The sequence below is a fragment of the Segnochrobactrum spirostomi genome (assembly GCF_009600605.1).
Lineage (GTDB): Bacteria > Pseudomonadota > Alphaproteobacteria > Rhizobiales > Segnochrobactraceae > Segnochrobactrum > Segnochrobactrum spirostomi.
The window spans coordinates 190,255-214,561 of record NZ_VWNA01000002.1 but is presented as its reverse complement, the minus strand read 5'-3'; the positions used below and the strand labels follow the sequence as shown (position 1 = coordinate 214,561).

At 68.2% G+C, this 24,307-nt stretch carries 23 protein-coding genes; 9 read left to right on the top strand and 14 right to left on the bottom strand.

Annotated elements, in window-relative coordinates:
- The first annotated feature begins 588 nt into the window (after positions 1-588).
- The 4 genes from F0357_RS19550 to F0357_RS19535 all read left to right on the top strand — a co-directional run bounded on the left by F0357_RS19550 (position 589) and on the right by F0357_RS19535 (position 2,879).
- A complete protein-coding gene (locus F0357_RS19550) occupies positions 589-1,059 on the top strand; it encodes a hypothetical protein (RefSeq protein WP_208948487.1) in 471 nt (156 codons plus the stop codon).
- A 55-nt stretch (positions 1,060-1,114) separates the two neighbouring features.
- Entirely contained in the window at positions 1,115-1,420 is a 306-nt protein-coding gene (locus F0357_RS19545; RefSeq protein WP_153488159.1) for a hypothetical protein, read from the top strand.
- A gap of 51 nt (positions 1,421-1,471) precedes the next feature.
- Positions 1,472-2,584 carry a WD40 repeat domain-containing protein gene (locus F0357_RS19540; RefSeq protein WP_153488155.1) on the top strand — a complete coding sequence of 371 codons (1,113 nt, stop codon included), beginning with the start codon at positions 1,472-1,474 and terminating at the stop codon, positions 2,582-2,584.
- Positions 2,585-2,678: 94 nt separating this feature from the next.
- Positions 2,679-2,879, top strand: a complete 201-nt coding sequence (locus tag F0357_RS19535; RefSeq protein ID WP_153488151.1) for a hypothetical protein — start codon at positions 2,679-2,681, stop codon at positions 2,877-2,879.
- Positions 2,880-3,159: 280 nt separating this feature from the next.
- Here F0357_RS19535 and F0357_RS19530 read toward each other — a convergent pair whose 3' ends face one another.
- The 3 genes from F0357_RS19530 to F0357_RS19520 form a co-directional block, all read right to left on the bottom strand.
- A complete protein-coding gene (locus F0357_RS19530; protein WP_208948486.1) occupies positions 3,160-5,268 on the bottom strand; it encodes a sigma-54-dependent Fis family transcriptional regulator in 2,109 nt (702 codons plus the stop codon).
- An 84-nt stretch (positions 5,269-5,352) separates the two neighbouring features.
- Complete coding sequence (locus F0357_RS19525; RefSeq protein ID WP_153488148.1) at positions 5,353-5,841, bottom strand: hypothetical protein; 489 nt, start codon at positions 5,839-5,841, stop codon at positions 5,353-5,355.
- Positions 5,842-5,975: 134 nt separating this feature from the next.
- Entirely contained in the window at positions 5,976-7,922 is a 1,947-nt protein-coding gene (locus tag F0357_RS19520; RefSeq protein ID WP_153488145.1) for a sigma-54-dependent Fis family transcriptional regulator, read from the bottom strand.
- 299 nt (positions 7,923-8,221) lie between these two features.
- On the opposite strand from F0357_RS19520, the gene F0357_RS19515 reads away from it, so the two are divergent.
- Positions 8,222-8,578 carry a ribbon-helix-helix domain-containing protein gene (locus F0357_RS19515; protein WP_153488141.1) on the top strand — a complete coding sequence of 119 codons (357 nt, stop codon included), beginning with the start codon at positions 8,222-8,224 and terminating at the stop codon, positions 8,576-8,578.
- Positions 8,579-8,650: 72 nt separating this feature from the next.
- Positions 8,651-9,046 carry a VOC family protein gene (locus F0357_RS19510; RefSeq protein ID WP_153488137.1) on the top strand — a complete coding sequence of 132 codons (396 nt, stop codon included), beginning with the start codon at positions 8,651-8,653 and terminating at the stop codon, positions 9,044-9,046.
- A 24-nt stretch (positions 9,047-9,070) separates the two neighbouring features.
- Here F0357_RS19510 and F0357_RS19505 read toward each other — a convergent pair whose 3' ends face one another.
- Entirely contained in the window at positions 9,071-9,811 is a 741-nt protein-coding gene (locus tag F0357_RS19505) for a 5-formyltetrahydrofolate cyclo-ligase (RefSeq protein WP_153488132.1), read from the bottom strand.
- Positions 9,812-9,990: 179 nt separating this feature from the next.
- Here F0357_RS19505 and F0357_RS19500 point away from each other — a divergent pair, with 179 nt between their 5' ends.
- Positions 9,991-10,791 (top strand): GntR family transcriptional regulator, encoded by an 801-nt coding sequence (locus F0357_RS19500; protein ID WP_153488128.1) that lies wholly within the window; start codon positions 9,991-9,993, stop codon positions 10,789-10,791.
- A gap of 44 nt (positions 10,792-10,835) precedes the next feature.
- Here the strand turns inward: F0357_RS19500 and F0357_RS19495 are convergent, their stop codons facing one another.
- The 7 genes from F0357_RS19495 to F0357_RS19465 all read right to left on the bottom strand — a co-directional run bounded on the left by F0357_RS19495 (position 10,836) and on the right by F0357_RS19465 (position 17,261).
- Positions 10,836-11,582 carry a nucleoside phosphorylase gene (locus tag F0357_RS19495; protein ID WP_208948485.1) on the bottom strand — a complete coding sequence of 249 codons (747 nt, stop codon included), beginning with the start codon at positions 11,580-11,582 and terminating at the stop codon, positions 10,836-10,838.
- 160 nt (positions 11,583-11,742) lie between these two features.
- Positions 11,743-12,147 carry a secondary thiamine-phosphate synthase enzyme YjbQ gene (locus tag F0357_RS19490; protein ID WP_153488124.1) on the bottom strand — a complete coding sequence of 135 codons (405 nt, stop codon included), beginning with the start codon at positions 12,145-12,147 and terminating at the stop codon, positions 11,743-11,745.
- Between the two features lie 10 nt (positions 12,148-12,157).
- On the bottom strand, positions 12,158-13,285 hold the full coding sequence (locus F0357_RS24695) for an SIS domain-containing protein (protein WP_153488119.1): 1,128 nt from the start codon (positions 13,283-13,285) through the stop codon (positions 12,158-12,160).
- Entirely contained in the window at positions 13,269-14,195 is a 927-nt protein-coding gene (locus F0357_RS19480; RefSeq protein WP_153488115.1) for a carbohydrate kinase family protein, read from the bottom strand. Before F0357_RS19480 ends, F0357_RS24695 begins: the two co-directional genes overlap by 17 nt.
- Positions 14,192-15,037, bottom strand: a complete 846-nt coding sequence (locus F0357_RS19475; RefSeq protein WP_208948483.1) for a carbohydrate ABC transporter permease — start codon at positions 15,035-15,037, stop codon at positions 14,192-14,194. The genes F0357_RS19480 and F0357_RS19475 overlap by 4 nt, the downstream gene beginning before the upstream one ends.
- Positions 15,030-15,905 carry a carbohydrate ABC transporter permease gene (locus F0357_RS19470; RefSeq protein WP_153488107.1) on the bottom strand — a complete coding sequence of 292 codons (876 nt, stop codon included), beginning with the start codon at positions 15,903-15,905 and terminating at the stop codon, positions 15,030-15,032. The genes F0357_RS19475 and F0357_RS19470 overlap by 8 nt, the downstream gene beginning before the upstream one ends.
- A gap of 63 nt (positions 15,906-15,968) precedes the next feature.
- The gene (locus F0357_RS19465; protein ID WP_153488101.1) at positions 15,969-17,261 is read right to left on the bottom strand and encodes an ABC transporter substrate-binding protein; all 1,293 of its coding nucleotides are present in this window, start codon (positions 17,259-17,261) and stop codon (positions 15,969-15,971) included.
- Between the two features lie 229 nt (positions 17,262-17,490).
- Between F0357_RS19465 and F0357_RS19460 the strand changes: the two genes are divergently transcribed.
- Complete coding sequence (locus F0357_RS19460) at positions 17,491-19,194, top strand: extracellular solute-binding protein (RefSeq protein ID WP_153488097.1); 1,704 nt, start codon at positions 17,491-17,493, stop codon at positions 19,192-19,194.
- Between the two features lie 112 nt (positions 19,195-19,306).
- On the top strand, positions 19,307-20,449 hold the full coding sequence (locus F0357_RS19455) for an NAD(P)/FAD-dependent oxidoreductase (RefSeq protein ID WP_153488086.1): 1,143 nt from the start codon (positions 19,307-19,309) through the stop codon (positions 20,447-20,449).
- A 24-nt stretch (positions 20,450-20,473) separates the two neighbouring features.
- On the opposite strand, the gene F0357_RS19450 is transcribed toward F0357_RS19455, so the two are convergent.
- From F0357_RS19450 to F0357_RS19440, 3 genes are read right to left on the bottom strand one after another with little or no spacing between them, the layout of a single operon-like run.
- Entirely contained in the window at positions 20,474-21,643 is a 1,170-nt protein-coding gene (locus tag F0357_RS19450; protein WP_153488081.1) for a CobW family GTP-binding protein, read from the bottom strand.
- A gap of 25 nt (positions 21,644-21,668) precedes the next feature.
- A complete protein-coding gene (locus F0357_RS19445; RefSeq protein WP_153488077.1) occupies positions 21,669-22,922 on the bottom strand; it encodes a M24 family metallopeptidase in 1,254 nt (417 codons plus the stop codon).
- A 39-nt stretch (positions 22,923-22,961) separates the two neighbouring features.
- Positions 22,962-24,305, bottom strand: a complete 1,344-nt coding sequence (locus tag F0357_RS19440) for a dihydrolipoamide acetyltransferase family protein (protein ID WP_153488073.1) — start codon at positions 24,303-24,305, stop codon at positions 22,962-22,964.
- Positions 24,306-24,307: the final 2 nt, after the last annotated feature.

Genomic DNA, 24,307 nt, shown 5'->3' with positions numbered 1-24,307 from the left:
TTCCCGCGTAAAGCGGCCTCGATCACCGCAAGTTAATGATGGCTCCCGCCGGCGGCCGGGCACGAACACGCGCGCTCCGTCCGCCGGCCGGTCGATCAACTTCGGCAAAGGTGCTCAAGGAGACGTCGCAACCGGCGATCCGTGTCGGCGCGAAACGGCGCCGCTCCGCGCAGCACCGTGTCCCGTCGATCCGATCGAGATTGATGGCTGCGACCGCAGCTCCTCCCATCCCTTCGTTCTTATGACATCGCAGCGGCGTCGTTGGCCCGGCGGGACGACCTCGATCGGCCGACCGCCTGCGATGGCTTCTTGTTGTGCCGGAGATTATCGCAAGGCTCGTGCCAACTCGAAATAAGCCGGCTTTTTCGAGGGATTCCAAGCCGCGTTCGCCACAGCGTCCACCCGCTGTCCGCGCGACTGTCACGTTTCGTTACAATATGGAATGACAACTGTAAAAGCGTAACGGCGCGTGCGTTGCAGCATGAAAACATGATCACTTAAATTTACTTCGTCCGCATTCTTGACAGAGTGTGATTAATACAATGCAATCGCGCGATGTCATCCAGCGTCTTCGGATCGTGGATTGAGATGCCCGCACGTGAATCTGGTGCCGACGAGCCGTCTTGGCTGCCCGAACAGGGCGGCGGCGATGTCGCGTCCGACCTCGCCCGGTTGATGGAGCGGGACCTCGTCTTCGTGATGAAGTTCCTCGGTGAGAGCCAATATCGGCTCCAGAGCCATTTCCAGGACTTCATCCTCGCCGAGCTTTCGAAGCGCGGCATCGGCCGCGACACCCACCCGATGATCAGCGGCTTCGCCGAGACCCACGCGCTTCTGATGCGCGACTTCGTGTTCGCCGGCGTGGCGCTCACCCGACAATTTCGCGCCGAGGAGATGGAGCGTCTGCTCGGCGACACCACCGCGATCCTGCGCGTCGATATCTGGGATCAATTGCGCCGCCACATCGAGACCGCCGAAGCCCAGTTCCGCGAGCAGATGCCGACCCTCGCCGGACGGCTCGACGGCTACCGCCCACCGGAGCGGAGTGTGCAGCCATGAAGGCCGCCGGGTGCAGACGCGCCGCGATCGACCGCGTCGAGAGGGAGGTCTGATCGTGCCGGAGCCCTCCGCCGCCGTCGCCCTTCTCCAGCAGAGATTGCGGCTCGTCGCCGAGCTCTCCGCCCTCAATGCCGAGGCCTTGAAGTGCAATCAGCGGATCGGCGGGCTCGAAATGGATCTGCAGCGCCTTGAACTCGCCGAGGCGCCGCCGGAGACCGACGCGGCGGCGGAGGACGACGTCGCGTTCTATGAGGGCGAGCTCGCCACGGCCGAGGCCGCCCTCGCCGATTGCCATCGCCGCCTCGCCGACGTCGAGGATGCGGTGGCGGACATCGACCGCGCGCTCGCGGCGCTGCGCTAGCGGCGAACCGGTCCCGAGGGGCCGTCGCCGCGTTGAGAACAGGTCTGGCCCATGAACCACGTCCCGACGACCTCTCATTACGACCTCCTCGCCCGCACCTGGCGGTGCCCGGCGCCGGTCACCGCCCTCGCCTTCGCCGGCGACGGCAGCGCGGTCGCCTTCGCCCTCGCGGACGGCACGGTGGCGATCACGGCAACCGCCGACGAGGAGGCGCCCGACCGGCGCATCCGCGTCAGCGCCGATATCGGCCGCGCCACCATTCGGCCGCGGCGCGACCCACTGCCGCCGCTCACCCTCGTGCCCGGCGACGGCTCGGCCCCGCTGATCGCACCGGGCGCCGGGGCGGAATTTCTGCTCGGCACGGCGGCCGGCGCGGTGCTCACCCTCTCGGCCACGGGGATCGCGGGCGAAACCGCCCTCGCCTTCGATCGGCCGGTGACGGCGCTCGACCGCAACGGTGCGACCGGCACCGTCGCCGCGAGCGACGGGGAGACCCTTCTCTTCAGCGACGATCCACGCGATCCCGGTGCAATCCGAGGGGCGGCGGGTAGCGCGATCGGCTGTCTCGCACTGTCGCCGGATGGCGGCCTCGTCGCGATCGCCGAGGATCGCGCGCTCACCGTCTCCGACCTCGCCGGCGCAGCACCGTTCGTCGTCACGCTCCCCGCTCGCCCGACGGCGATCGCCTGGCGCGGCGACGGGCGCTGGATCGCGGCCCCGATGATCGAGGGCGGCTTCGCCCTGATCGACCTCGCCGGCCGCACCTCTTCGGTGGTCGGCGGCTTCCCGGCCCCGGTGCAGACGGTCGCCTTCAGCGGGCCAGCGAAGGCACTCGTCGCCTCCGGCGCCTTCCGCGTCGCCGGATGGTCGATGGAAACGCCGCCGGTCGGCGACGCCCGGCAGGGCGCGCTCGAGACGGGGCGGCGCGGGTTCGTCGCGGTCGACCGCGTCGCCGCCCATCCGAAGCGCAAGCTCGTCGCGGCGGCCTACGAGAACGGCCAGATCCTCGTCGCTCAAATCGGCAAGCCGGACGAACTCATCGTCCGACCGGCGGGCGCCAGCGTGACGGCGATGGAATGGTCGGCCGACGGGCGGGAGCTCGCCTTCGGCGCCAGCGACGGCACCGCCGCCCTGATCGGCTTCCCGCCGCAGATGTTCAAATAGGACGCAGGCGGCGAAGCCCGTCGCGCCGGCCCGGCCGGCGCCCCATCGACATTCGAATTCCCCGGGGCTCCGGCCACAGAAGAGGACGACAGCCATGTCCACCCAACCGAAGATCGAACTCGACGAAGAGGAAATCAGCAAGGATGCCTTCTTCCGCCGCATCGCCGAGATCTCCGAGGAGATGATCGCCCGCCACGGCAAGGATTTCGCCATGGGCGCGCTCGTCCTCGCGGCGCAATGGATCGCCGAGAACAGGACCGGCACCGTGAAGGGCGCGGCCTCGCGCCGGTCGTGAGCGTTGCGCGGCGGGGCGTGTGGCCCCGCCGGACTGCAACCGCATAGCCTCATCATCGCCGCCCCTTCCTTCGCCCCGCTTGCGGGGAGAAGGTGGCCCGATAGGGCCGGATGAGAGGAGAAAACACTTTTATCTCAGTAATTTATGCTGAATAGGCCGGAGCACAAAGCCCCCTCATCTGCCCCTTCGGGGCACCTTCTCCCCGACGGGGAGAAGGGCCGTGCCGAGAGGTCGTGACCGACCGATCCCGCCACAGCCGGCCGAACACAGCCCCATCGGCTCAGACGAATTGCCGTGAGATGCCGTATTGGTCGAGCTTGCGGTAGAGGGTGGGCCGCGAGATGCCGAGCCGGCGGGCGACGCGGCTCAGGTTGCCGCCCTCCGCACCGAGCGCCTGACAAAGCGCCGCCCGCTCGGCATCGGCGAGGCTCACGCCGCCGACCGGGGCGACATCGAGCGCGACGGGCTCGGCCGTGGGGACTCTGCCGCGCCCGCCCCGCGCCAGCATCTCGACCGGCAAATCCGCGACGCCGACGCGGCGGCGCTTGGCGAGCACGTGGAGCCGGTCGACCAGATTGCGCAATTCGCGGACATTGCCCGGCCAGTCGTAGGCCGTCATGAGCTCGAGCGCGGCGTCGTCGAAGTCGAGCGGATCGCAGCCGGCCGCCGCCGCATATTTTCGGCTGAAATGATCGACGAGGAGCGGCACGTCCTCGGCCCGGTCCCTGAGCGCGGGCACGCGGATCGAGACGGCGCTGATACGGTAATAGAGATCGAGGCGGAAACGCCCCGCCTCGCTCTCCGCGCGCAGGTTGCGGTTGGTCGAGGCGACGAGGCGGACCGAGACCGGCCGCTCGCGCGCCTCGCCGAGGCGGCGCACCACCCGCTCTTCGAGCACCCGCAGGAGAAAGGGCTGGATCTCGAGCGGCATCTCGCCGATCTCGTCGAGAGCGAGTGTTCCCTTGTCGGCCTGCTCGAACACGCCGGGCTTGCCCTCGCGGGTCGCGCCCGTATAGGCGCCGGCGGCGTGGCCGAAGAGTTCGCTGCCGAACAGATCGCGCGTAACGGCGCCGCAATTGAGCGCGACGAAGGCCTGCTTCGCCGTCGCCGGGCCGCGCTCGTGGACGAGCCGGGCGAACAATTCCTTGCCGACGCCGGTCTCGCCTTCGATGAGGAGCGAGGTCGTCACCGGCGCACTCGCGACGCTGAGCGCTTGATCGATCGCGGCGAGCAGCGCCGGGCTGCGGCCGACGATGGCGCCGGCACGGGTGGCGGAAAGCCGCGCCGGCGTGGCGAGCGGGGCGCTGCGGCGGTCCCGCGCGGTGGAGGGAAAGACCAGGGCGACGCCGCGGCGACCGTTGGCGAGGGCGAGCCGGTTGACGTGGAGATCGCCCATCTTGAGGTCGCGATCGGACGCCGTCGCCGCGCAGGCCTTGTCGATGCGGTCGAGATCGAGCTGCGGCAGCCCCTCCCCTGGCTCGAACGGGCTCAGCGCGACCTCGTCCAACACCCGCTTGGAGACGTTGCGGCTGTAGACGATGCGCCCCCGGGCGTTGAGGATCAGAAGGCCGTCGCTGCTGTGATAGCTCGGCGCCAGATTGATGAAGGCTTCGAGGAGATGGGTGCGCTCCTCCTTGCGGAGGTCTTCCAGGATCTTCTCGATCTCGCGCGCCGCGGCCATCACCAGCGCGATGTTGTGGGGCTTGAAGATGGAGGGATGGCCCGACAGGTCGACGACGCCGATGATGCTGCCGTCGAACGGGTCGCGGATCGGGGCGCCGGCGCAGGTCCACGACTTGATGCCGGCGCAGAAATGCTCGGCCGCATGAACGACGACCGGCTCGCCGGTCCACAGCGCGGTGCCGATGCCGTTGGTGCCGACCGCCGTCTCGTTCCACTTGCCGCCGATCACCAGATTGATGTCGTGGCCATCGTGGAGGATCTTGCGGTCGCCGACGGCCTCGATCATCACGCCGTCCTGATCGGCGAGCACCAGCATCGCGCCGGTCCCGTCGAGCATGCGGCCGATGGTGGCGAAGGGCAGCCGCGCGGCCGAGAGCAACTCGGCGTTGACGAGCGTCAGGCGCTCCAGTTCGCCGCGGTCGTCGAGGACCGGCGCTTCCCGCCCGTTGGCGTCGATCCCGCCGGAGGCACTCCGGCTCCAGGAATCGTGAATCAGCCGCCGCACCGGCGTGCGGGCGCCCACCTCCCAGCCGCAGCCGAGGAAGGCCTCCCATGCCTGCATGGTGCGGCGATCGTCGTAGATTTGTTCGTCGAGATAGAAGCTCGATCGTTCGCCGCGGTCGCGATCGGGCGCGGTGACGTAAGGTAGGCGAACGGGATTGCCGTTCCGCCCTCGGGTCGCGTCGTTCTTCGGTGTGATGCCCATGTGCAGGTCCAATCCGCAGATCGCGCGACGGGAGGCCTCCTCATCGAGGGCGCCGGCGCGATCATGAGTTCAGAAGGTGGGCACTCAGTCGTTCGTCGTCGGCTTGATCCCGAGACGGGTCTCGATCTCCGCCAAAAAGGCAGATTCGGGGAAGTCCGCATCGATGCGGCATCCGTCAAGGCTGGCGAGAGCCTCCGCCTTGTCGTCGTCAATCGGATCGAAGAAGCCGTTGGCGCTGGTCGCGAGCCGGAAGTGGCTCTCGCCGACGACCCGCAGCACATTGCCGAGATGGTCGAGCTGCCGGCCGGAGGCGCCGTCGACAACGAGCACGCGGCCGTTGAGGCTGACCTTGGCATAGGGCTCGGGAATGTCGGCCACCGGCGTCCGCGTGCCGGTGTGGATGATCAGGCCCTCGGCCTTCGGCGCCTCGCGCGGCGCCCGCGAGGCCGAATAGGCGCCCTGGCTGAACTGGTCGGCAAGCCGCACGATGGTCGACCGGTTTTCGCGCAGAATATTGCGCATCCTGGCGTCGTCGCGATTGGGTTCACTCGATTTCGAGAAGAACTCTACCATGAACTTTTCTGCTCCTCCCTATATCCCCCGCTGGGATCGAACGCGTCGAGGGCGCTTCTTCTTGTCGTTGTCGGGGATCCGGCTTCGCTTCGCCGCCGGATCCGTTCCCTTTTAAGGGACGGTCGGCGATTTTATCAGAGCCGTTCCAAGTCGGGTGGTATGGCGTTGCGACGACCGAGATCGTGTGCGCAGGCGCCATCGCTCGGTCCCGGCCGGTCGAGGTGCTTGTAGACGGTGGTACGCGACAGGCCGAGGAGGCGCGCCGTGCGCGAGGCGTTGCCGCCGGTGTCGCGGTAGACGGTGCGGATCTCCCGGCATCGGTGGCGGCTGAGCAGGCTCGGCCGGCAGCTCGCGCAGCAATCCGTCTCGCCGACGGGTCCGCCGTCCACGAAGGCGTTCTCGTCGAGACGATCGCCGTCGAGCCGGACGAGAGCGCGTTTCAGCACGGCATCGAGCTCGCGCACATTGCCCGGCCACGGCCGGGACGCGAGCCGCCGGATCGCGGCGTCGGTGATCGCCGTGCCGGGGGCGATCCGGGTCAGCAGATGCCGCACGATCGCCGCGAAGTCGGCACGGGCGGCGAGCGGCGGCAGCGCGATCGTCATGCCGTTGAGGCGATGATAGAGGTCGGCACGGAAGGCACGCTCGGCCACCAGCGCCTTGAGGTCCCGGTTGGTCGCCGAGACGATCTGCACGTCGACCCGCACGGCCTTCGTCGCGCCGACGGCGCGCACCTCCAGTCCGTCCAGGAAGCGCAGCAGCGTCGCCTGCGCCGCGAGCGGCATCTCCGCCACCTCGTCGAGAAAGAGCGTCCCGCCGTCGGCGGCGCGCGCCAGACCGAGGGCGCCTTCCTCGCGGGCCCCGGTGAAGGCGCCACGCTCGTGGCCGAACAGCTCCGAGGCGAACAGCGCCTCCGGAACCGCCCCGCAATTGAGCGCGACGAAGGCGCCGCTGCGGCCGCTTACGCCGTGGATGTGCCGCGCCATCACCTCCTTGCCCGATCCCGTCTCGCCGACGAGATGAACCGGGAGCCCGAGCGCGAGAACGCGGGGAATTTCGGCGATCGCAAGCGCGAGCGGCGGGTCCTCGCAGACGAACTCGGCGGCGATGCCGGCCGGCTGCGGCGCCGGGCGCGGGGCCATCGGCGTCCGGCTCGGCTTCGCCCCGACGAGGCCGTCCTGGCCGATCCGGCGGCAGACCATGAAGACCGCACTGCCGGCGCGGTCACAGATCCGGGCGATGCCGCCGCCGAGCATGCTGTCGAGCACCGTGCCGAAGCGCGCCTCGAACAGATCCTCGAAGCGGCAGCCGATGCGCGCCGGCAGGCCGGACAGCAGGGCCGATCCCGCCCGGTTGAGCGACGACACCGCACCGTCGCGGCCGATCGCGACCAGACCGGCCGACAGCGTGTCGAGATATTCGGCCCGGGGATGGAAGGCGAGGATGAAGCTCCCCACGGACTCCTGAAAGATCAGGCCGTTCTCGATCTGCGAGGCGGCCATGCGCACCAAGGCGTGGGTGTGCTGCTGGCGCCCCTCGTAGGAGCAGGATGCATCGAGGAGCCCCAGGACCCCGCCGCGCGGATCGAGGATCGGCGCCGCCATGCAGCTCAGATGGCCGTGGTCGGAGAAATAATGTTCGAGCCCGTGGATGGCGACCGGGGCGCGTTCCCGCGCGGCGAGGCCGAGGGCGTTGGTGCCGCGCTCTCCCTCGCCCCACAAGCTGCCGGGCACGATCGCGCGGCCGGCCGCGCTGTCGGCGAACTCGCGGTCGCTCAGGGTGTCGAGCACCATGCCGTCGCGGTCGCCGAGGGCGATCATGAAATTCGAGCCGGCGATCTGGGCGTAGAGAAGCTGCATCTCGGCGAGCGCGAGGCGGCGCAACGTCGCCTCCTCCTCGCGCCGGCGCTTGACCTCGACGAACGACACGACGACGTCCCGTGGAGAGGCGCGCGGATCGAGCCCGAGGGCACGGCAACGCTGCCAGCTCGCCGCCACCTGCGGCGCCAGCACGGCCGACGGCAGACTAAGTCCCGCCTCGAGCGCGGTCCGCGCTTCCGAGATGGTCGACTGCCGTGGCATTGGCGCCTCCCTGTTCTTTTTAACGGTTAGTATGTGCCGTTCAGAGGCGAATGCAATAACCAGAAATTGGACACTTTCCGGGGTCGAGTGTCGAGGTTCTGGACGGGCAGCGACCCGCAACTTGCACCCTATATAATTGAAATAAATAGAGAAATCTGGTCTGGCGCGCGCGTTGCTTATGTCCGTCGCGCGATGATCTCGCGACGAGCAACCTATCCGTGCATGAACAATGCCGGCTCACCATCGGCAGCAACGACACGGGCTTGTGATGGGACGAATGAACCCGAGGGAGGACGCCGATGTGCCGCATCTTCGCCGGCGTGCCGCCGGAGGGGTACGCGCTCGAAACGCGCTCGATCCGGCTGAACGGCCAGGGCACCAGCATTCGCCTCGAACGGGTGTTCTGGGCGATCCTCGATCGCATCGCGGCGGGCGAAGGGCTTTCGCTGCCGCGGTTCCTCTCGGTTCTGCATGCCGAGATCCTCGAAATCCGGGGCGAGCCGCCGAACTTCACCTCGCACCTGCGCTGCCTCTGCGTGCTGTTCCTGGAGCGCGGCGGCAGCGACGCCCTGCGGAGCGACGACGGGCCGTCAGCCACCCGCGGCGCGCCGGGGAACGGCGACGGCGAGGCCGCTTCCGACGTCTCATCCCGCTAACACATCACCGGGGCACCTCTGCTAGGGTCCCCGCAGAATCCTGTCCAGCACACGGCTAGAAAGGCAGACGACATGGCGAAGGCAGTGCATTCCATGATCCGCGTTCTCGATGAGGCGCGGTCCGTGGCGTTCTATTCGAAGGCGTTCGGCCTCTCGGTCGCCCAGCGGCTCGATTTCGACGACTTCACTCTCGTCTATCTCCGCAACGACGAGGCGGATTTCGAGGTGGAGCTGACGATCAACAAGGGCCGCACCGAGCCCTACGCGCTCGGCGACGGGTACGGCCACCTTGCCATCGTCGTCGACGATCTCGACGGCGAGCACACCCGCTTCGCCGAAGCCGGCTTCGCGCCGCGCAAGATCGTCGAATTCAACCGCGACGGCGGCCTGTTCGCACGCTTCTTCTTCGTCGAGGACCCGGACGGCTACAAGATCGAGGTTCTGCAACGCCACGGCCGCTTCCGCTGAGGTTCGCCCCAGGCCGGATCCCCGTCAGACGACGGTGCGACCGGAGGCCTTGAGGTCCTGAAGCGGCGGAATGGTCGCGAGCATGTGAGGGTCGAGACGGTCCCAGAGGATGCCGCACGTCGGCTTCTGTGGGTCGCTCACCTCGATCGTGCGCGTCGGCGTGAAGATCGCGTCCACCACCGTGTCGAACACGTCGGGATGAAGCGTCTCGTCGAGGAGTTGGCAATCGTGGACGACGGCCGCCGCCGGCGTGCCCGCGTGGATGCAGCCGAGCGTATAGAGGATGCCCCACTCGGCGTCGAAGAAGCCGTGGCCCTTACCGAACCGGACCCCGTCGTGGTTGATCGCGCCGGTCCCGGTCACGAGATAATCGACGCTGCCCAAGGCGGCGATCTCGTCGAGCGTGACCGGCTTGCCGAGCCGCTCCATGCCGTCGAGCATGGCGGCCTTCTCGTAGTCCGCGGGCGCAATCGCGGCCGGGTCGAGCAGCCAGAAGCCCCGCTTGATCGAATAGGTCGTCATCAGCACGCGCTTGCCGTCCAGCAGCGCCTGAAGGCGCAATTGCTCGATGCAATTGTCGGGAGCGATGAAGACGATGTCCGCCTCGCGATAATAAGGATGCGCGGTCAACCGGGCGACGGCGTCGGCACTGCCTTCGAAGTCCGCGATGAACTCGGCGAAATCGAAGTGGAACCGGCTGTCGGGGACGGCGACCTTGCGCAACTCGCTCCAGACACGCTCGCGCACCGATGCCTTGTGGTCCATCACCGTCTCCGTCTGGGGCCGGGCGCGCCACCTCGAAACGCGTCGAGGTCCCCGGATCTTCGCGATTGCACAATGAGAGGTCTAATGTGATAGACCTTATCCCGCAAGGGTGAATCTCTTGTCTTGACAGGGCTGAAGGCGCGAGACTTGTTCAGCGCTTGTTACGAGAGGACTCCCCCTTGGCGCGACCGCAACTGGCCAGTCTGAAGATCGGGGCCTTCGTCAACCACGAGTCGCCGGTGCCGGCCTTCATGCAGGTCGAACAGGATCTGCGCCGTCAGATCCTCTCCGGCGAAATCCCGGCCGAAGCCCGCCTGCCCCGGGAGACCGAACTCGCCGCGACCTACGGCGTCAGCCGCATGACGGTGCGGCGCTCCCTCGAAGGGCTCGAGAGCGGCGGGCTGATCCGCCGCCTCCACGGCATCGGCACGATCGCGACGCCGCCGGACGTGCCCGTCGGCGTCGACCTGAGCTCGATGATCAGTATCGCCGAGCAGATCCGCCGGCAGGGCCAGGAGCCGCGCACGGCGATCGACGTGCAGACGATCGCGACCCCGACCGCCCTGATCCGCGCCGCCCTGCAGCTCGACGCCGCCGACACCGCGACCGTGATCCGCCGCGTCCGCTTCGCCGACACCCGGCCCGTGCTGATCAACACGTCCTGGCTGCCGACCCGAAAGTTTCCGGGCCTCGAAAGGGCGGAGCTGATCGACGGATCGCTCTGGCAGACCCTCGTGACGAATTACGGGATCACGCCCGCCGCGACCGAAGAGCATTTCGAGCTCGTGAAGGCCTCCGCCGACGAGGCGCGGCTCCTGCACGTCGAGGAAGACGACACGCTGATCCGCGTCACCGGCACCACGTTCGACACCGCAGGCGTGCCGGTCGAGCGCTGCTTTTCGGTATGGGCGGATCATGTCCGCTTCCATTTCTCGACCCGCCGTTCGCTCAGCCAGCGCCCGCACTTCGCGTTCAAATAAGCCCGCCCTGCGCCCCGCGCCGGGGTAATCCGGGGTATCCCCGCTCATTCCAGGCCCATATGCGGCAGCCAGCGCGTCGCCTGCTGCCGGGCCTTCGCGCGGTCCATGCCGGCGAGCACGGCGACCCCTTCGAGGGCAACGGCGATTGCGGCCGCATGCCCGGCGCCGGCGACGAACGGCTCGCCCGTGGCGATGTTGTCGGCGACCGAGCAGACCGAGCCGCCGCGCCGACCGAACAGGGTCGCCAAAGTGACGATCGCCGCCGCCTCGCGATCGCTGTTGAGGATGCCGAAGCGCCGACAATCGTCGACCACCTCGGTCTGATGCGGGCGGAGATAGCCCCGCACCGAAGGGCGACCGCCCTGCACGAAATCGGAATCGACGGAGCGCGTCAGCCCAACATGGTACGGCACGCCGAGCCGGTGCGCGGCCTCGCTCAGCGCCATGACCACCTCCGGATCGCAGACCGCGGGCCAGCCACCGCCGACATAGGCGGCGCTGAGGCCCTCGTCGCGCACGATGCCCTTGGCGATGACGAGATCGCCCGGCCGCACCGCCTCGTGGGTCCCGCCCGAGCCGCCGACGCGGAGAAAGGTCGTGGCGTCCGTATGCTCGAGAAATTCGACCATGCAGAGCTCCGCCTCGGGAGAGCCGGAGCCACCGCTGACGGCGGTGATGCGGGCGCCCTTGTAGGTCCCGGTCCAGCTCGTGAACATGCCGGTCCGCCCGGCGAGCTCGGGATCGTCGAGGCGGGCGGCGAGCTGGGTCGCCGGTCGTCGTCGTAGGCGCACAAGGGATCGCGCACGAAGATCAGGACATAATCGCCGACCTTCGTCGGGTCGATGCCGGTCAGCGCGGGCCGGCCGGCGATGGCGAGGCCGTCGAGCGGGACATTGTCCCGGTATTTGTAGGTCTCCCAGAGCTCGCGTTGGACCGCCGGGATATCCTTCGTCATCGGCCGATCACCTTGACCTCGACGGTGCGGTTGCGCGGGCCGTCGAACTCCCAGAAATAGATCTTCTGCGAATGCCCGAGGCCGATCTTGCCGCCCTCGATGAAGAAGGTGCGCGAGTGGCCGACGATCGCCGCCTTGACGTGGCCGGCGGCGTCCTGCGGCGTATCGTATTGGTGCTTGAAGTTGATGCGCGTCGGCACGAGGCGCTCGATCTCGTCGTGGACATCCTCGAGGCCGAGCACGTCCCAGGGCGAGACGACGGTGACGCTCGCCGTCGAATGGGGCACCGAAACGAGGACCAGACCGTCGGTGACCCCCGTCCGGCCGACCGCCTCGGCGACGGCCTCCGTGACGTCGAACAACCCGTTGCGATCGGTGGCGAGCGGGAAAGATTGCAGCAAGACCGTCTCCTCAGACTTCGAGGGCGCTGTTGCGCACGAGGTTCGCCCCCTGCGAACGGCCCCAGCGGCCGGTGTGGCCGCGATAATGGATCGCGCCGATCGCCTCGGCCCAAGCCGCGGCGAGGTGCGCGGCCGGCACCGCATGGACGAGCGGTGCGAACCACTCGCGCACCTCGGGCAACCGGATCTGGACGCCGTAAGGAGGCCACTCGGCCTGATCCGTGACGATCAGGGCCGGCCGACCGAGGCCCTCGAGCGTACCGACGAGTTCCCGCGTGCGGCTCGCCGCGCGCGCGGCCCCGGCGGCGAAGGCGACGGCCGGCACGTGGTCGAGATCGGCCACGAAATAATTGAGGTGGTGGAATTCCTCGGCGTCCTGGGCGGTCGCGTGGAGGCCGGCGGCCTCGACCAGCTTGGCGGCCGTATAGCCGGCGCTCGCGAGCGCCGGGCCGCTGCCCAGCACGTCGACGCTCGCAAAGCCGTGCCAGCGATCGACCACGTCGCGGATCGGTCCGGCGGAGACCTGCGCGGCCGTGGCGAGCGCGTCGCTCAAGCCGGCGATCTCGCCGCGCAGCGCATTCGCCTCGTCCATGGTGACGGCGAGGCGCACCTCGGCGAGGCGCAGCCCGACCGAGTAGGCCGCGAGCATCGACGCGACGTAGCTGCGGGTGCCCGGCGCCGGCGCCGCGCCCGGCACGGTGATGTCGAGAACCCGTTCGGCGCTGCGGCCGAGACGGCTGTCCGGCGCCGCCGTGATGGCGAGGGTGAGCGCGCCGAGCGCCCGCAGGCGTTGCGTCGCCTCCACCACCCGCGCCGCCTCGCCGGAGTTCGAGATGGCGACGACGAGGAGGCCGCGTGTCTGCCCCCCGAGCGGAGCGACGCCCGCATCGACATAACGCGCCGCCTCCATCGCCAGCATTGCGACGACCGGCAAGCCCGTCCACGCCCGGATCGCGGGGACGGCGGCCTGCGCCGCAAAGTAGGAATCTCCCGAGCCGACCAGAACGACCTGACGGATGCCGTAGATCTCCGGCGTCTTGAGCAGGAGCCGCATGCGGTCGTCGATCCGCCGCGCCTCGGTTCGCACGAGCTCGGGCAGGCTGTCGATCTGGGCGACGAAGTCAGCGTACTGGCTCATGGATACCTTCGGTCAAAGTGAGAATGCCGGTTGTCTCGGCCCAGACGCGCGCCTGTTCGCGATCGAGCGGATCGGCGGGGCCGAACTGGCCGAGGGCGTGGGCGGCGGATGCCGCGGCGCAGCGCGCCGCGAAGTCGGCCTCGCCCGGTCGCAGCAGCCAACCGGCCAGGAAGCCGCCGCAGAACGCATTGCCGCCGCCGGTGACGTCGACGACCGGGCTCGGCGGCGGGACGACCCGGAACCGGCGATCCGGGGTCGCCACCAGCGCACCGTCGGCGCCCATCCTGAGCACCACGGCGGCGGCACCGGCCTCGAGGACGGCGTCGCACACCCGAGAGGGGGAGCCGTCGCCGAACAAGGCGCGCGCCTCCTGGAGATTGAGCGAGAAGAGATCGACGAGCGGCATCAGAGCCGCGACGTCCGCCCAGCGGCCGGCGATGCCGTCGTCGTGCAGCTCCCAGAGGACGAGGCCGAGCTCGCCCCTGACCCGCCGCAGGCTCTCCCAGAAGACCGCGTCGAGGTCGCGGAAGACGTAGGACGCGGCCGCGGGGCGCAGCGCCGCCGGGATGTCATCGGGGATGATCTGGAGGCGCGCGAAGTGATCTGCGCCGTAGGCCGGAACCTCGGTGCGGCTGCCGTCGGACCGGTAGACGAGCCGGGATTGGATGGTGTGCGGGCTGCGGCGCAGGTGCCCCTCGCCACGCAGCCCGAAGGTGCGGAACCGGCCCGCCGTCACGGTGTCGAAATCGTCCCCGACGCCGGCGACCACGGCGACCTCGTCCCACCACAGCCGGGCCGCGGCGGCGGCATAGGTCGCCGCGCCCCCGAGGGTGTTCGGCAGATGGGTGCCGTCGGCGAGCCACAGGTCGTCGATGATGACGTTGGAGAGGACGAGGATCGGCGCCGTCATTTCACCGCTCCGCTGGTGAAGCCCTCGATGAAGCGGCGCTGGGCGGCGGCGTAGAGGACGAGGATGGGAACGGTCAGGATCGCGAGCGCCGCAAGCAAGAGCGGCCAATTGACGGAATCCCGCCGGAAGAAATTGAGGAGGCCGAGCGGGACGGTCGCCATCTTGGGATCGCGGATGAAGACGAAGGCGAGGTAGAGGTCGTTCCACATCGAGATCGCCTGGATGATCACCACGCTGAGGAAGCCCGGGAGGCTCATCGGCAGGATGACGTGCCAGAGGATGCGCAGCGCCCCTGCCCCGTCGAGCCGCGCCGCTTCCTCGAGCTCGGCCGGCACACCGGCGAAATAGCCGCGCAGCAGGAACACGGACATGCCGAACCCGCCGACGGCGTAGATGAAGGCGAGGCCGAGAAAGGTGCCGAGCAGCCCGAGCGAGCGCAGCGTCAGGAACAACGGCACCGTGAGCACGTCCGGCGGCACCATCATCGTCATCAGGATCACCGCCAGCACCGCGTCGCGCCCCGGAAAGGCGAAGCGCGCCAGCGCGTAGGCGGTGGTCGCCGCGCAGACGAGCAGGATCGCCAGACCGAGCACCACGACGATGGCGCTGTTCAGCACATAGTCGCCGACGCGGGCGGTGACGAAGGCGTCGGCATAGTTCCGGAACAGCCAGGCCTTCGGCAGGCTCCACGGGTCGGCGTAGAATTCGCCCCGCGATTTCAACGAGCCGGTGATGAGCCACACCACCGGCCCCATCGCCTGAACGATGGCGAAGGCGAGGCCGACATAGGCGAGCGAGGTCCCGACCGGATTGAGGCGAAAGGCACGGCGCAGACTAGGCATCGTCGCGTCCGAATTTCGCCGCGCGGACATAGATGAAGCTGATCACCGCGATGATCACGAAGATGACGTAGCCCATGGCGGACGCGCGATCGAAACGGCCGAACTGGAAGGCCTCGTTGTAGAGGCGGGTCACCACCACGTCGGTGCCGAAGCCGGCGCGGGTCAGCACCCAGACGATGTCGAAGCTGCGCACGAACGCCCCCATGAGGGCGAGGAGCGTCGAGACGAACAGGATCGGCCGCAGCGCCGGCAGCGTGATCGCGCGGAAGCGCTGCCAGGCGTTGGCCCCCTCGAGCCTCGCGGCCTCGTAAAGCGAGGGCTCGATCGCCTGCATGCCGGCGAGGAAGATCAGCATGTGGAGGCCCGCCCAGCGCCAGATTTCGATGAACGCGACGCTGACGAGCGCGATTCCGGGCGCCGACAGCCACGACGTCTGCCAGTGGCCCAACCCCACAGAGGCGAGAAAGAGGTTCAGCGGACCGCCGAAGCGCGACGAGGCGAGGAAGAATTGCCAGAACGCGCCGATGACGATGATGTTGAGCGTCACCGGAAGGAAGAGCACCGTGCGGGCCGTCCGCATGCCCTTGAGCGGCATGTTGACGAGCACCGCAAGCGCAAGGCCGACGACGTTCTTGCCCACCACGACGATCGCGGCGAATTCCGCGGTGTGGCCGAGGGCGCTGAGGAAGCTCGCGTCGGAGAGGACGGAGAGGTAGTTCGAGAGCCCGACGAAGGCGCCGAGATTGATGCCGTCGAACTGGTGGACGCTGAGATAGAGACCGTAGGCGATCGGCACCAGCATGAAGACGCCGAGCAGCGTCATCCCGGGAAGGAGCAGCGCGAGGGGCGCCAGATATTTGGTATCCATTACCCTCACTCGCGCTGCTCACTCCCCCCAGGGATCACTTTGGCAGGGATCACTTGCAAGCGATCACTTGCCGTAGACGTAGCCTGCGGCCACCATCTGATCGAGCTTCGCCTGCATGTTCGCCGCCGCCTGCTCGGGCGTCTCCGCCCCGCCCATCATCGACTGGACCTCGCGCTGGATGACCTCGGTCAGTTCCCGCGGCCACACCCAGTCGAGGAACTTCGAGGCCGGCAGCACGGTCGACAATTCCTTGGCGACCGGCGTGTCGACGCCGGGCACGCCCTTGAGCGAGGTCGCGATCGGCGCGATCGGATCGAGCATGATCTTCGCCTGCGCATCCTGCGCCGCATAGGCGATGAAGGCCTTGGCGAGCTCGGGATTCTTCGAGGCGCTCGAGACGCACAATCCGCTCTCGGCGCCGCCGAAGGCCACCGGCTTGCCGGGTTCCTTCTGATATTTCGGGAACGGGAACACGCCCCACTGGAAGGTGGCGTTCTGGGTCAGGCTCGGGACGTCCCACGACCCGCCGAAATAGGCGGCGGCGCGGCCGGAGAAGAACACCGACTTCATCGCCTCTTCGTCGAGTTCGTTCGATTGCGGATCGAGCAGCCCGTCCTTCACCCAGCCATAGGCAAGCTTGAGGGCCTCGACGCTCTCGGGATCGGTGAACTTCGCCTTGCCCTGAAGCGTCGCCAGGACGAAATCCATCTGCTTGTCGCCGGTCGTCTGGGCGAGCGAGCTCATATAATAGAGCGGCCACATCCAGGCGTTCTTGCCCTGATGCACCACCGGGACGACGCCGAGCGCGGTCAGCTTGGGGACGTCGGCGACGAACTCCTCGTAAGTCGCCGGGGGCGTGATGCCGGCCTTGGCGAAGATGTCCTTGTTGTAGAAGAAGGTGGTGACGTTGACCGCCGAGACCGGCACGGCCCACACCTTGCCGCCGACGGTGAAGTTCGAGATCGAGCCGGCGGTGAAGCGATCCCCGAGCGAGGCGACGAGATCGTCGACGGGGCTGATGAGGTTCAGCCGGGCATAGGACGTGTTGACGGGGTTCGCGGCGCAGAGGATCACGTCGATCTGGTCGCCGGCGAGCACGGCGTTGCGCAGGCGGCTGAGGCCGTCGGTGATGGTGCCGCCCGAGTTCACGGTGACATCGGTCACGTCGGGATGCTGGGCGATGAAGCCGGCCTTGAGCTTCGCCAGCACGTCCGCGTTGACCTCCTCCGAAGCCCCGGGGGCGAGCGCGTCCCATGTGCTCGGCCCGAAGATCACCAGGCTCGCGGCTTGCACGGACGCGGTACTGAGCAAAGCGGCGGCGGCTGCCCCAAGCAGCGCCCCGAACGATCTCGACATGAAACATTCCCCAATGTTCGGCGAAGGGCTAGAGGTATATTCTTATGTACCTCTTTTTGCATGTCCCGCTTCGCTCCGCAAGCGGTGATTTTCGCCCCACTGGGTGAAACGCAGCAGTCACCTTGGGCGAGATGGGAAGTGTGGCAGCCGCACTGCGAACCGCGCTAGAGTGCGCCCCGGAGAAGACGCCCCATCCGAAACAAGCCGCCTCAGAACAATAAAATCGATCATGACCGAGCATGAGATCTTGCGGATCATCGCGTTCCTGGAGCGCGTCCGCAGCCCCTTCCAGGACATGATCCCGATCGCCGAGGAAGATCCCTCCTGGAACATCATCCTCTATCTGATGAAGCAGAGCCTGCTCGGCACGCCGGTGACGATCTCGACGCTCGCCTCGGTCGCGAAGATTCCCTACGCGACGGCGATGCGGCGGATCCACGAGATGATCGCGGCGGGACACATCGTGAAGAAGCCGGCCCGTGACGGCGGCCGCACCTTCGTTCTCCTGCCGAGCGAAGCCCTCGGTGAGACCTTCGTCGCCTACGCCAAGCGCGTGAAATCCCTGCTCGCCGAGACCTTCGGCATGCGCTCGAACCCAGAAGAGGACGAGGCCTTCTATTTCGGCGGCTCCTATTTCGCCGCTCAGATCATCCCGCCGCCGCGGCTCATCGAGAGCCTGTTCTCGGGCAAGCGCGAGCTGCGTTTCCTGCTCAACGACGACAATTATTTCCACGCGATGTCGAACATGTGGGCCGACTTCCGCAACAACATCTCGTCGCGGAAGAATTTCGACCTGCGCAAGCTGCCCGACCTCCACGCCCGCGTCATCGAGAACAGCGAGCAGCCGAAATCGGCCTACGACATCGTCGCGATCAACGCGCCATGGCTCGGCGAGGCGGTCAAGAAGGACGTCCTGCTGCCGCTCGACGACTTCATCGACAACAGCACCATCTCGCCGCTCGATTTCCACACCTCGGTCTGGTCGATGGGGACGTGGAACGGCAAGCAATATGGCGTGCCGATCTATTGCACCATCGAACTCCTCGCCGCGCGCAAGGACATCTTCGAGCCCGAGGGCTACCGCTACCCCACCACCTTCGACGAGACGGTCGCGGCCGCGCGGCATTTCCACAATCCCGCTCGGGGGCTCTACGGCATCGCCTGGAACGGCGGCGCGGGCATGCCGGTCGCCTCGACCTTCATGTTCCTGATGGCATGCTGCGGCGAATCGATCCTCAACCTGCCGAAGTCACGCCCCTTCTTCACCGTGGACAAGGCGAGCGGCGAGCAGCTCCGGCCGCACGTGCTGTGCGAGGCGGGCTTCAACGTGCTCGATTATCTGCATCGCCTCGTCGAATATTCGCCGCCCGACATCCTCACCATGGATTGGGACCGCCGCACCACGGCGTTCCTGAACGGCTCGACCGCCATGGCCTATTGCTGGACGGTGCGCGCGGCGCGGTTCGAGACCGACATCGGCTCGGTCGTGCGCCACAAGGTGGCCTATCTGCAGCAGCCGCGCGGACCTGCCGGCACGTCCAACAACCCGATCGGCGGCTTCCTGCTCGGCATCCCGCGCAACCTGCCGAAGGAACAGGTCGAACTCGCCTTCGAGGCGATCGCCTGGATGGCCTCGCCGGAGGCGATGAAGGCGGGCGTGCGCAACGGTTTCCCCGTCGCGCCGCGCTTCTCCGTCTCCGCCGACCCGGAGGCGGCGGCGACCTCGCCGATCGTCTCGATCGTCGACCGGCTGGCGAAGCGCAACATGCTGAAATCCTGGCCGCGGCCGCCGGTCCCGGAATATCTCGCGATCGAGCTCGCCCTGGGGACCGAGATCCATCGCGCCCTCTCGGGCGAGGTGACGGACCGGCAGGCGCTGGAGAACGCCCAGGCCCGTATCGACGCGATCATGCGCGCCGCCGGCCATTATTGAGGGCGGCGCGCCGGCATCCGGTTCGGACATCTTGCCGCTCGGCCGGCCGCTCCGCGTAGGCCACACTGAGACGGTACGAGGGGTCGCGCAGGGCTGAGATGAGGGACACGGCATGACGGCCGACGACCGCGAGGTGGCCGGGGATTTCGAATGCGTCGTGATCGGCGGCGGGGTCGTCGGGCTCGCCGTCGCGCGGGCCCTCGCTCTTGCCGGGATCGAGACCCTGCTCGTCGAGAAGGAAGCGCGCTTCGGGACGGCGACCTCGTCGCGCAACAGCGGCGTCGTCCATTCCGGGATCTATTATCCGAAGGACAGCCTCAAGGCGCGGCTCTGCGTCGAGGGGCGCGACCGGCTCTATGCCTATGCGGCGGCGAAAGGCGTGCCCGTCCGCCGCTGCGGCAAGATCATCGTCGCGACCACCGAGGCCGAGATCGCCACGCTCGACCATCTCATCCGGCGCGCCGTCGCGAACGGCGTCACCGACCTCGCCTTCCTCTCCGGCGCCGAAGCGGCGGCCCTGGAGCCCGATGTCGCCGCCGTCGCCGCGCTGCTCTCCCCTTCGACCGGGATCGTCGACACACAGGCGTTGATCGACGCGCTCGAAGCCGATGCGACGGCCGCCGGCGCGACGCTGGCGCTCCACAGCCGGGCGCTCCGCATCGCGCCGGAGGGCGGGCGGATCGTCACCGAGATCGAATCCGACGGGATGGCGCGGATCGCCAGCCGCTGGGTCATCAATGCCGCCGGGCTCGCGGCGCCGGAGATCGCGGGGGCAGTCGCGGACGCGCGGCCCGAAAGCCGGCCGACGGCCTACTACGCGCGGGGCAACTATTTTGCTTATTCCGGCGCGACGCGGTTCAGCCATCTGGTCTATCCGGTGCCGGAGCCGGGCGGGCTCGGCATCCATCTGACCTTGGACCTCGCCGGCGGCGTCCGCTTCGGCCCGGATGTCGAATGGATCGAGGCGATCGATTATGGGGTGAACCCGGCCCGCAAGGAGGCGTTTGTCCGCTCGATCCGCCGCTACTGGCCGGCGATCGATCCCGACAGGCTCCAGCCAGCCTATAGCGGCATCCGCCCGAAGATCGCGCCGCCGGGCACCGAGGCGCCGGATTTCCTGATCCAGCGCGAGACCGACCACGGCGTGCCCGGTCTGATCCATCTCCTCGGCATCGAATCCCCGGGCCTCACCGCCTCGCTCGCCATTGCGGCACACGTCTGCGGCCTCGTCACGGGGCGAACGTCCGAACCGTAAGGACCCATCGGGGCGGAAGAACCTTCAGGACGCCGCTTGGTCGGCCCGCGCTTGGCGGGCGCGCTCGCGCGCCTTGAAGGTGCGGGCCGCCATGCGGTCGAGGAGTTCGATGACCTCCGACAGGCTCTGCCGCGCGATGCCTTGGGTGATGAAGACGATCCGCGTGCGGTGGTCATCGTCCGGCCATTGGTCGAGCCAGGTCATGGTGTGCAGGAGATGCTGCGCGCCCTGGATCACCGCCGGCCGGCCGGGCTCCTCCGCCACGTTGACGAGCCCTTTGACGCGGAGCAGCCCGGTTCCGAGATTCTGGCCGATCCCATCGAGCAGAAACTGCAGTTCGTCGCGCGACAGCGGGTTCTCCCGCTTAAGCACGAAGGACTCGATCCCGCGCGCCGCGAAATGGTCGGCGTTATGATGGTGATGATCGTCGTGGTCGTGATGATGGTCCGGATCGTCGCATTCCGGCCCGCAGGCGTGATGGTGACCGTGCGCGTCGTGCGCCTCGTAATGCGACAGGGCGAGCCAGCGCCGCGGGTCGGCGGAGGGGTCGGCGGGATCGAAGCCGTCCGTCGAGAGGAGCGCCGCAATCGCGGCCGTCGTCCGTTCGACCGGCGCGATCGCGGCGGCCGAATTGATGCGGCGAAGATCGGCCGACAGGCGCGCGTCCGCACCATCCGGCGCCATGTCGAGCTTGGTGATGCGGATTTCGTCGGCGAAGGCGACCTGGCGCACCGCCTCGTCATGCTCCCGCGCCGTGTCCCGCCAGTTGACCGCGTCGACCAAAGTGACGACCCGCGCCACCCGGTAGAGCCCATCGAGGGTCGGCTCCGACAGGAACGCCTGGAGGACGGGGCCCGGCTCGGCGAGCCCCGAAGTCTCGATGATCATGTGCCGGAAGCGGGGGATCTCCCCCGCCTGCCGGGCGTGGAACAGGCTGTTGAGGGTCGCGACGAGATCGCTGCGCACGGTGCAGCAGAGGCAGCCGTTCTCGAGCACGATCACCGCATCGTTCGAGCGCGAATAGAGCGAATGATCGAGCCCGACCTCGCCGAACTCGTTGACGACGACGACCGTGTCGGCGAGCTCCGGGGCCTTCAGGGCCGCATTGATCAGCGTCGTCTTGCCGCTGCCGAGGAAACCGGTGACGAGCGTCACCGGAATTCTCGCGTTCGCCTCCGCGGACCCACTTGTCATCGCATGCTCCTCAGAACACCTCGGCTCAGAACACCTCGCAGCCGGGCAGACCGCAGGAGATCAGGCGATCGGACGGGAAGTTGGTGATGATCTCGCACCCGTCCTTGGTCACCACGACCTCCTCCTCGATGCGCGCGGCGCCCGACCCGTCGTCCGAGCCCTTCCACGTTTCGAGGGCGAACACCATGCCCTCCTTGAGCGGCGTGTTCTGGCCGCGGAAGCGCTTGGAGAAGATCGGCCGTTCCCAGAGCGACAGGCCGACGCCGTGGCCATATTGCAGGAGGAAGGCTTCCTCCTCGTCCCGATAACCGAACTCGTGGGCGTCCGGCCACACCGCGGCGACCTCGTCCGGGGTGACGCCCGGGCGGATCATGTCGATCGAGGCGCTGATCCACTTCGACGCGGTCTCGTAGGCGTCGATCTGGTGCTTGTTCGGCTCGCCGCAGATGAAGGTGCGATAATAGCAGGTCCGGTAGCCGTTGAAGGAGTGCATGATGTCGAGAAAGATCATGTCTCCCGGCTGGATCATGCGGTCCGAGAACGTGTGGGAATGCGGCCGGCCGCGGCGCCCCGAGACCGAGTTGACGCACTCCACCCGCTCCGAGCCCATGCGGAACAGGCGGTCGTTGGCGATCGCGACGAGCTCGTTCTCCTTGGTGCCGGGGCGGATCGCGCGGGCGATGTCGACATAGGTCGCATCGACCATCGCGGCCGCCATCTTCAGGAGCTCGATCTCGTCCCCGGTCTTGATCTCGCGCGCATCGAGCAGCGCCTGGGCACCATCGACGACCTCGATGCCCTCGGCCTCGAGTGCCCGGAGCATCCCGATCTCCATGATGTCGATGCCGAGCGGCTCCTTGTCGATGCCGTAATGGACGAGGGCCTTCTTGATCTGACGGGCGAAGTCGCGGGCGACGTTCATGCCGGGCGGAATGGCGCCCTGCATGGTCGTGATCGGCGCGGCGACATTGTCCGCGATCCAGGGCGAGGACAGCCGCTTCGCCGGCGGCGCCGGATCCCAGAGAAACGGCGAGCCTTCGGCCGGGCAGAGCGCATAGCGGAAGAACTTGTCGCGTGCCCATTCGCCGATGTGGGTCGACGTCACATAGCGGATGTTGTCGAAGTTGAAGCAGAGCACGCCGCCGAGCCCGGCAAAACGGATCGCCTCCTGCGCGCGGCGCAGCCGATCCTTCGACAGGCGGTGATAGTCGATGCCCTGTTCCCAGTCCTTGGCGGTCGTACCCCAGGACGCGGTCGAATGGGGGCTGTTATATTTCATCGAGTTCCTCCACGCATTCTTCGCGAGTCAGGGCGGGTCTCAAGCGAGCTCCGCATGCCAGTCGCGTTCTTCGAGGATCGTCTTGAGGTGGCTGAGAAAGGCCGCCGAATAGGCGCCGTCGAAGGCGCGGTGGTCGAAGCTCTGGCCGACCATGCCCATGAGGCGCGGCACGATGACGTCGCCGGCCTCGGTCCGCACCACCGCCGGTCGGGGCCGGATGGCGTCGGTCGACAGGATCGCCACCTGCGGGGCGTTGATGATCGGCGTCGTGAACAAGGTGCCGAAGGCGCCGTTGTTGCTGATCGAATAGGTGCCGCCGGAGAGGTCGTCGAGGCCGAGCTTGCCGGCGCGCGCCTTCTGGACGAGCCGCCCGATCGCCTTGGCCAACCCTGCGACGGTCATGCCGTCGGCTTGACGCACCACCGGGACGACGAGACCGTTGTGGCCGAGGTCGACGGCGATGCCGAGATTGACGTCCGCGTTCGCATAAAGCGTGCCGGCCTCGAAGCGCGCGTTCGCCTGCGGGAAGGCGGTGAGCGCCATCGCCGTCGCCCGCGCGATGAAGGGCAGATAGGTCAGCGACAGGCCGGTCGCCGCCTTGAACGCCTCGCGATGCGCGAGCCGCGCCTTGTCGATGCGGGTGAAATCGACCTCGACCGCCTGGAAGACGTGGGGGATGGTCCGCCAGTTCTCGGCGAGCCGTTCGCCGGTGCGCTGGCGGATCGCGTTGAGCGGGATCACGGTCCCGCCCGCGGCGGCCGGCGACGGTGTAGGCGCCTGCGGCCGCGGCGCCGGTGCCACCGGCTGCACCGGCGCAGGGGCCTGTTTAGCGGTCGCAAGGACGGCTTCGACATCGGCGCGGCCGACGCGGTGGCCCTGGCGGCCCCGCACGATGTCCGCGATCGCCCGCGTGTCGGCACCGCTCTGGGCGATCAGCCGACGGGCGAGCGGCGTCACCTTCAGCCCCGCGAGGCCGTCGCGGTTGCCGAACCGGCCGACGGGGGTGCGAACCTCCTCGAACGGATCGAGCGGTCCCGCCGGGTGGATCGTCACCGAAGGCGGTGGCACCGGCTCGTGGCGCAAGGTCGGCGCTTCGTTCGCCACCGGCTCGGCCGCGGGAGGCGCGACCGCAGCAGGCGCCGCCACGGCGCCGTCGAGCACGGCGACGACCGTGCCGATCGTCGCCGTCTCACCGTCGCCGACGGCGATCGCCGTGATGGTTCCGCTCGCAATCGCCTCGACGTCGATCGTCACCTTGTCGGTCTCGACCTCGAAAAGCCGGTCCCCGGGCGCGACGGCGTCGCCGATCTTCTTGAACCAGGTCAGGATTTTGCCTTCGGCGACGGTCTCGCCGAGCTGCGGCATGATGATGGTGTCCGCCATGA

Bases quoted from the DNA above. Each gene is read 5' to 3' on its own strand.
- F0357_RS19550 (WP_208948487.1), top strand. From the start codon at position 589: ATGCCCGCACGTGAATCTGGTGCCGACGAGCCGTCTTGGCTGCCCGAA.
- F0357_RS19540 (WP_153488155.1), top strand. From the start codon at position 1,472: ATGAACCACGTCCCGACGACCTCTCATTACGACCTCCTCGCCCGCACC.
- F0357_RS19535 (WP_153488151.1), top strand. From the start codon at position 2,679: ATGTCCACCCAACCGAAGATCGAACTCGACGAAGAGGAAATCAGCAAG.
- F0357_RS19530 (WP_208948486.1), bottom strand. From the start codon at position 5,268: ATGGGCATCACACCGAAGAACGACGCGACCCGAGGGCGGAACGGCAAT.
- F0357_RS19525 (WP_153488148.1), bottom strand. From the start codon at position 5,841: ATGGTAGAGTTCTTCTCGAAATCGAGTGAACCCAATCGCGACGACGCC.
- F0357_RS19520 (WP_153488145.1), bottom strand. From the start codon at position 7,922: ATGCCACGGCAGTCGACCATCTCGGAAGCGCGGACCGCGCTCGAGGCG.
- F0357_RS19515 (WP_153488141.1), top strand. From the start codon at position 8,222: ATGTGCCGCATCTTCGCCGGCGTGCCGCCGGAGGGGTACGCGCTCGAA.
- F0357_RS19510 (WP_153488137.1), top strand. From the start codon at position 8,651: ATGGCGAAGGCAGTGCATTCCATGATCCGCGTTCTCGATGAGGCGCGG.
- F0357_RS19505 (WP_153488132.1), bottom strand. From the start codon at position 9,811: ATGGACCACAAGGCATCGGTGCGCGAGCGTGTCTGGAGCGAGTTGCGC.
- F0357_RS24695 (WP_153488119.1), bottom strand. From the start codon at position 13,285: ATGAGCCAGTACGCTGACTTCGTCGCCCAGATCGACAGCCTGCCCGAG.
- F0357_RS19480 (WP_153488115.1), bottom strand. From the start codon at position 14,195: ATGACGGCGCCGATCCTCGTCCTCTCCAACGTCATCATCGACGACCTG.
- F0357_RS19475 (WP_208948483.1), bottom strand. From the start codon at position 15,037: ATGCCTAGTCTGCGCCGTGCCTTTCGCCTCAATCCGGTCGGGACCTCG.
- F0357_RS19470 (WP_153488107.1), bottom strand. From the start codon at position 15,905: ATGGATACCAAATATCTGGCGCCCCTCGCGCTGCTCCTTCCCGGGATG.
- F0357_RS19465 (WP_153488101.1), bottom strand. From the start codon at position 17,261: ATGTCGAGATCGTTCGGGGCGCTGCTTGGGGCAGCCGCCGCCGCTTTG.
- F0357_RS19460 (WP_153488097.1), top strand. From the start codon at position 17,491: ATGACCGAGCATGAGATCTTGCGGATCATCGCGTTCCTGGAGCGCGTC.
- F0357_RS19455 (WP_153488086.1), top strand. From the start codon at position 19,307: ATGACGGCCGACGACCGCGAGGTGGCCGGGGATTTCGAATGCGTCGTG.
- F0357_RS19450 (WP_153488081.1), bottom strand. From the start codon at position 21,643: ATGACAAGTGGGTCCGCGGAGGCGAACGCGAGAATTCCGGTGACGCTC.
- F0357_RS19445 (WP_153488077.1), bottom strand. From the start codon at position 22,922: ATGAAATATAACAGCCCCCATTCGACCGCGTCCTGGGGTACGACCGCC.
- F0357_RS19440 (WP_153488073.1), bottom strand. From the start codon at position 24,305: ATGGCGGACACCATCATCATGCCGCAGCTCGGCGAGACCGTCGCCGAA.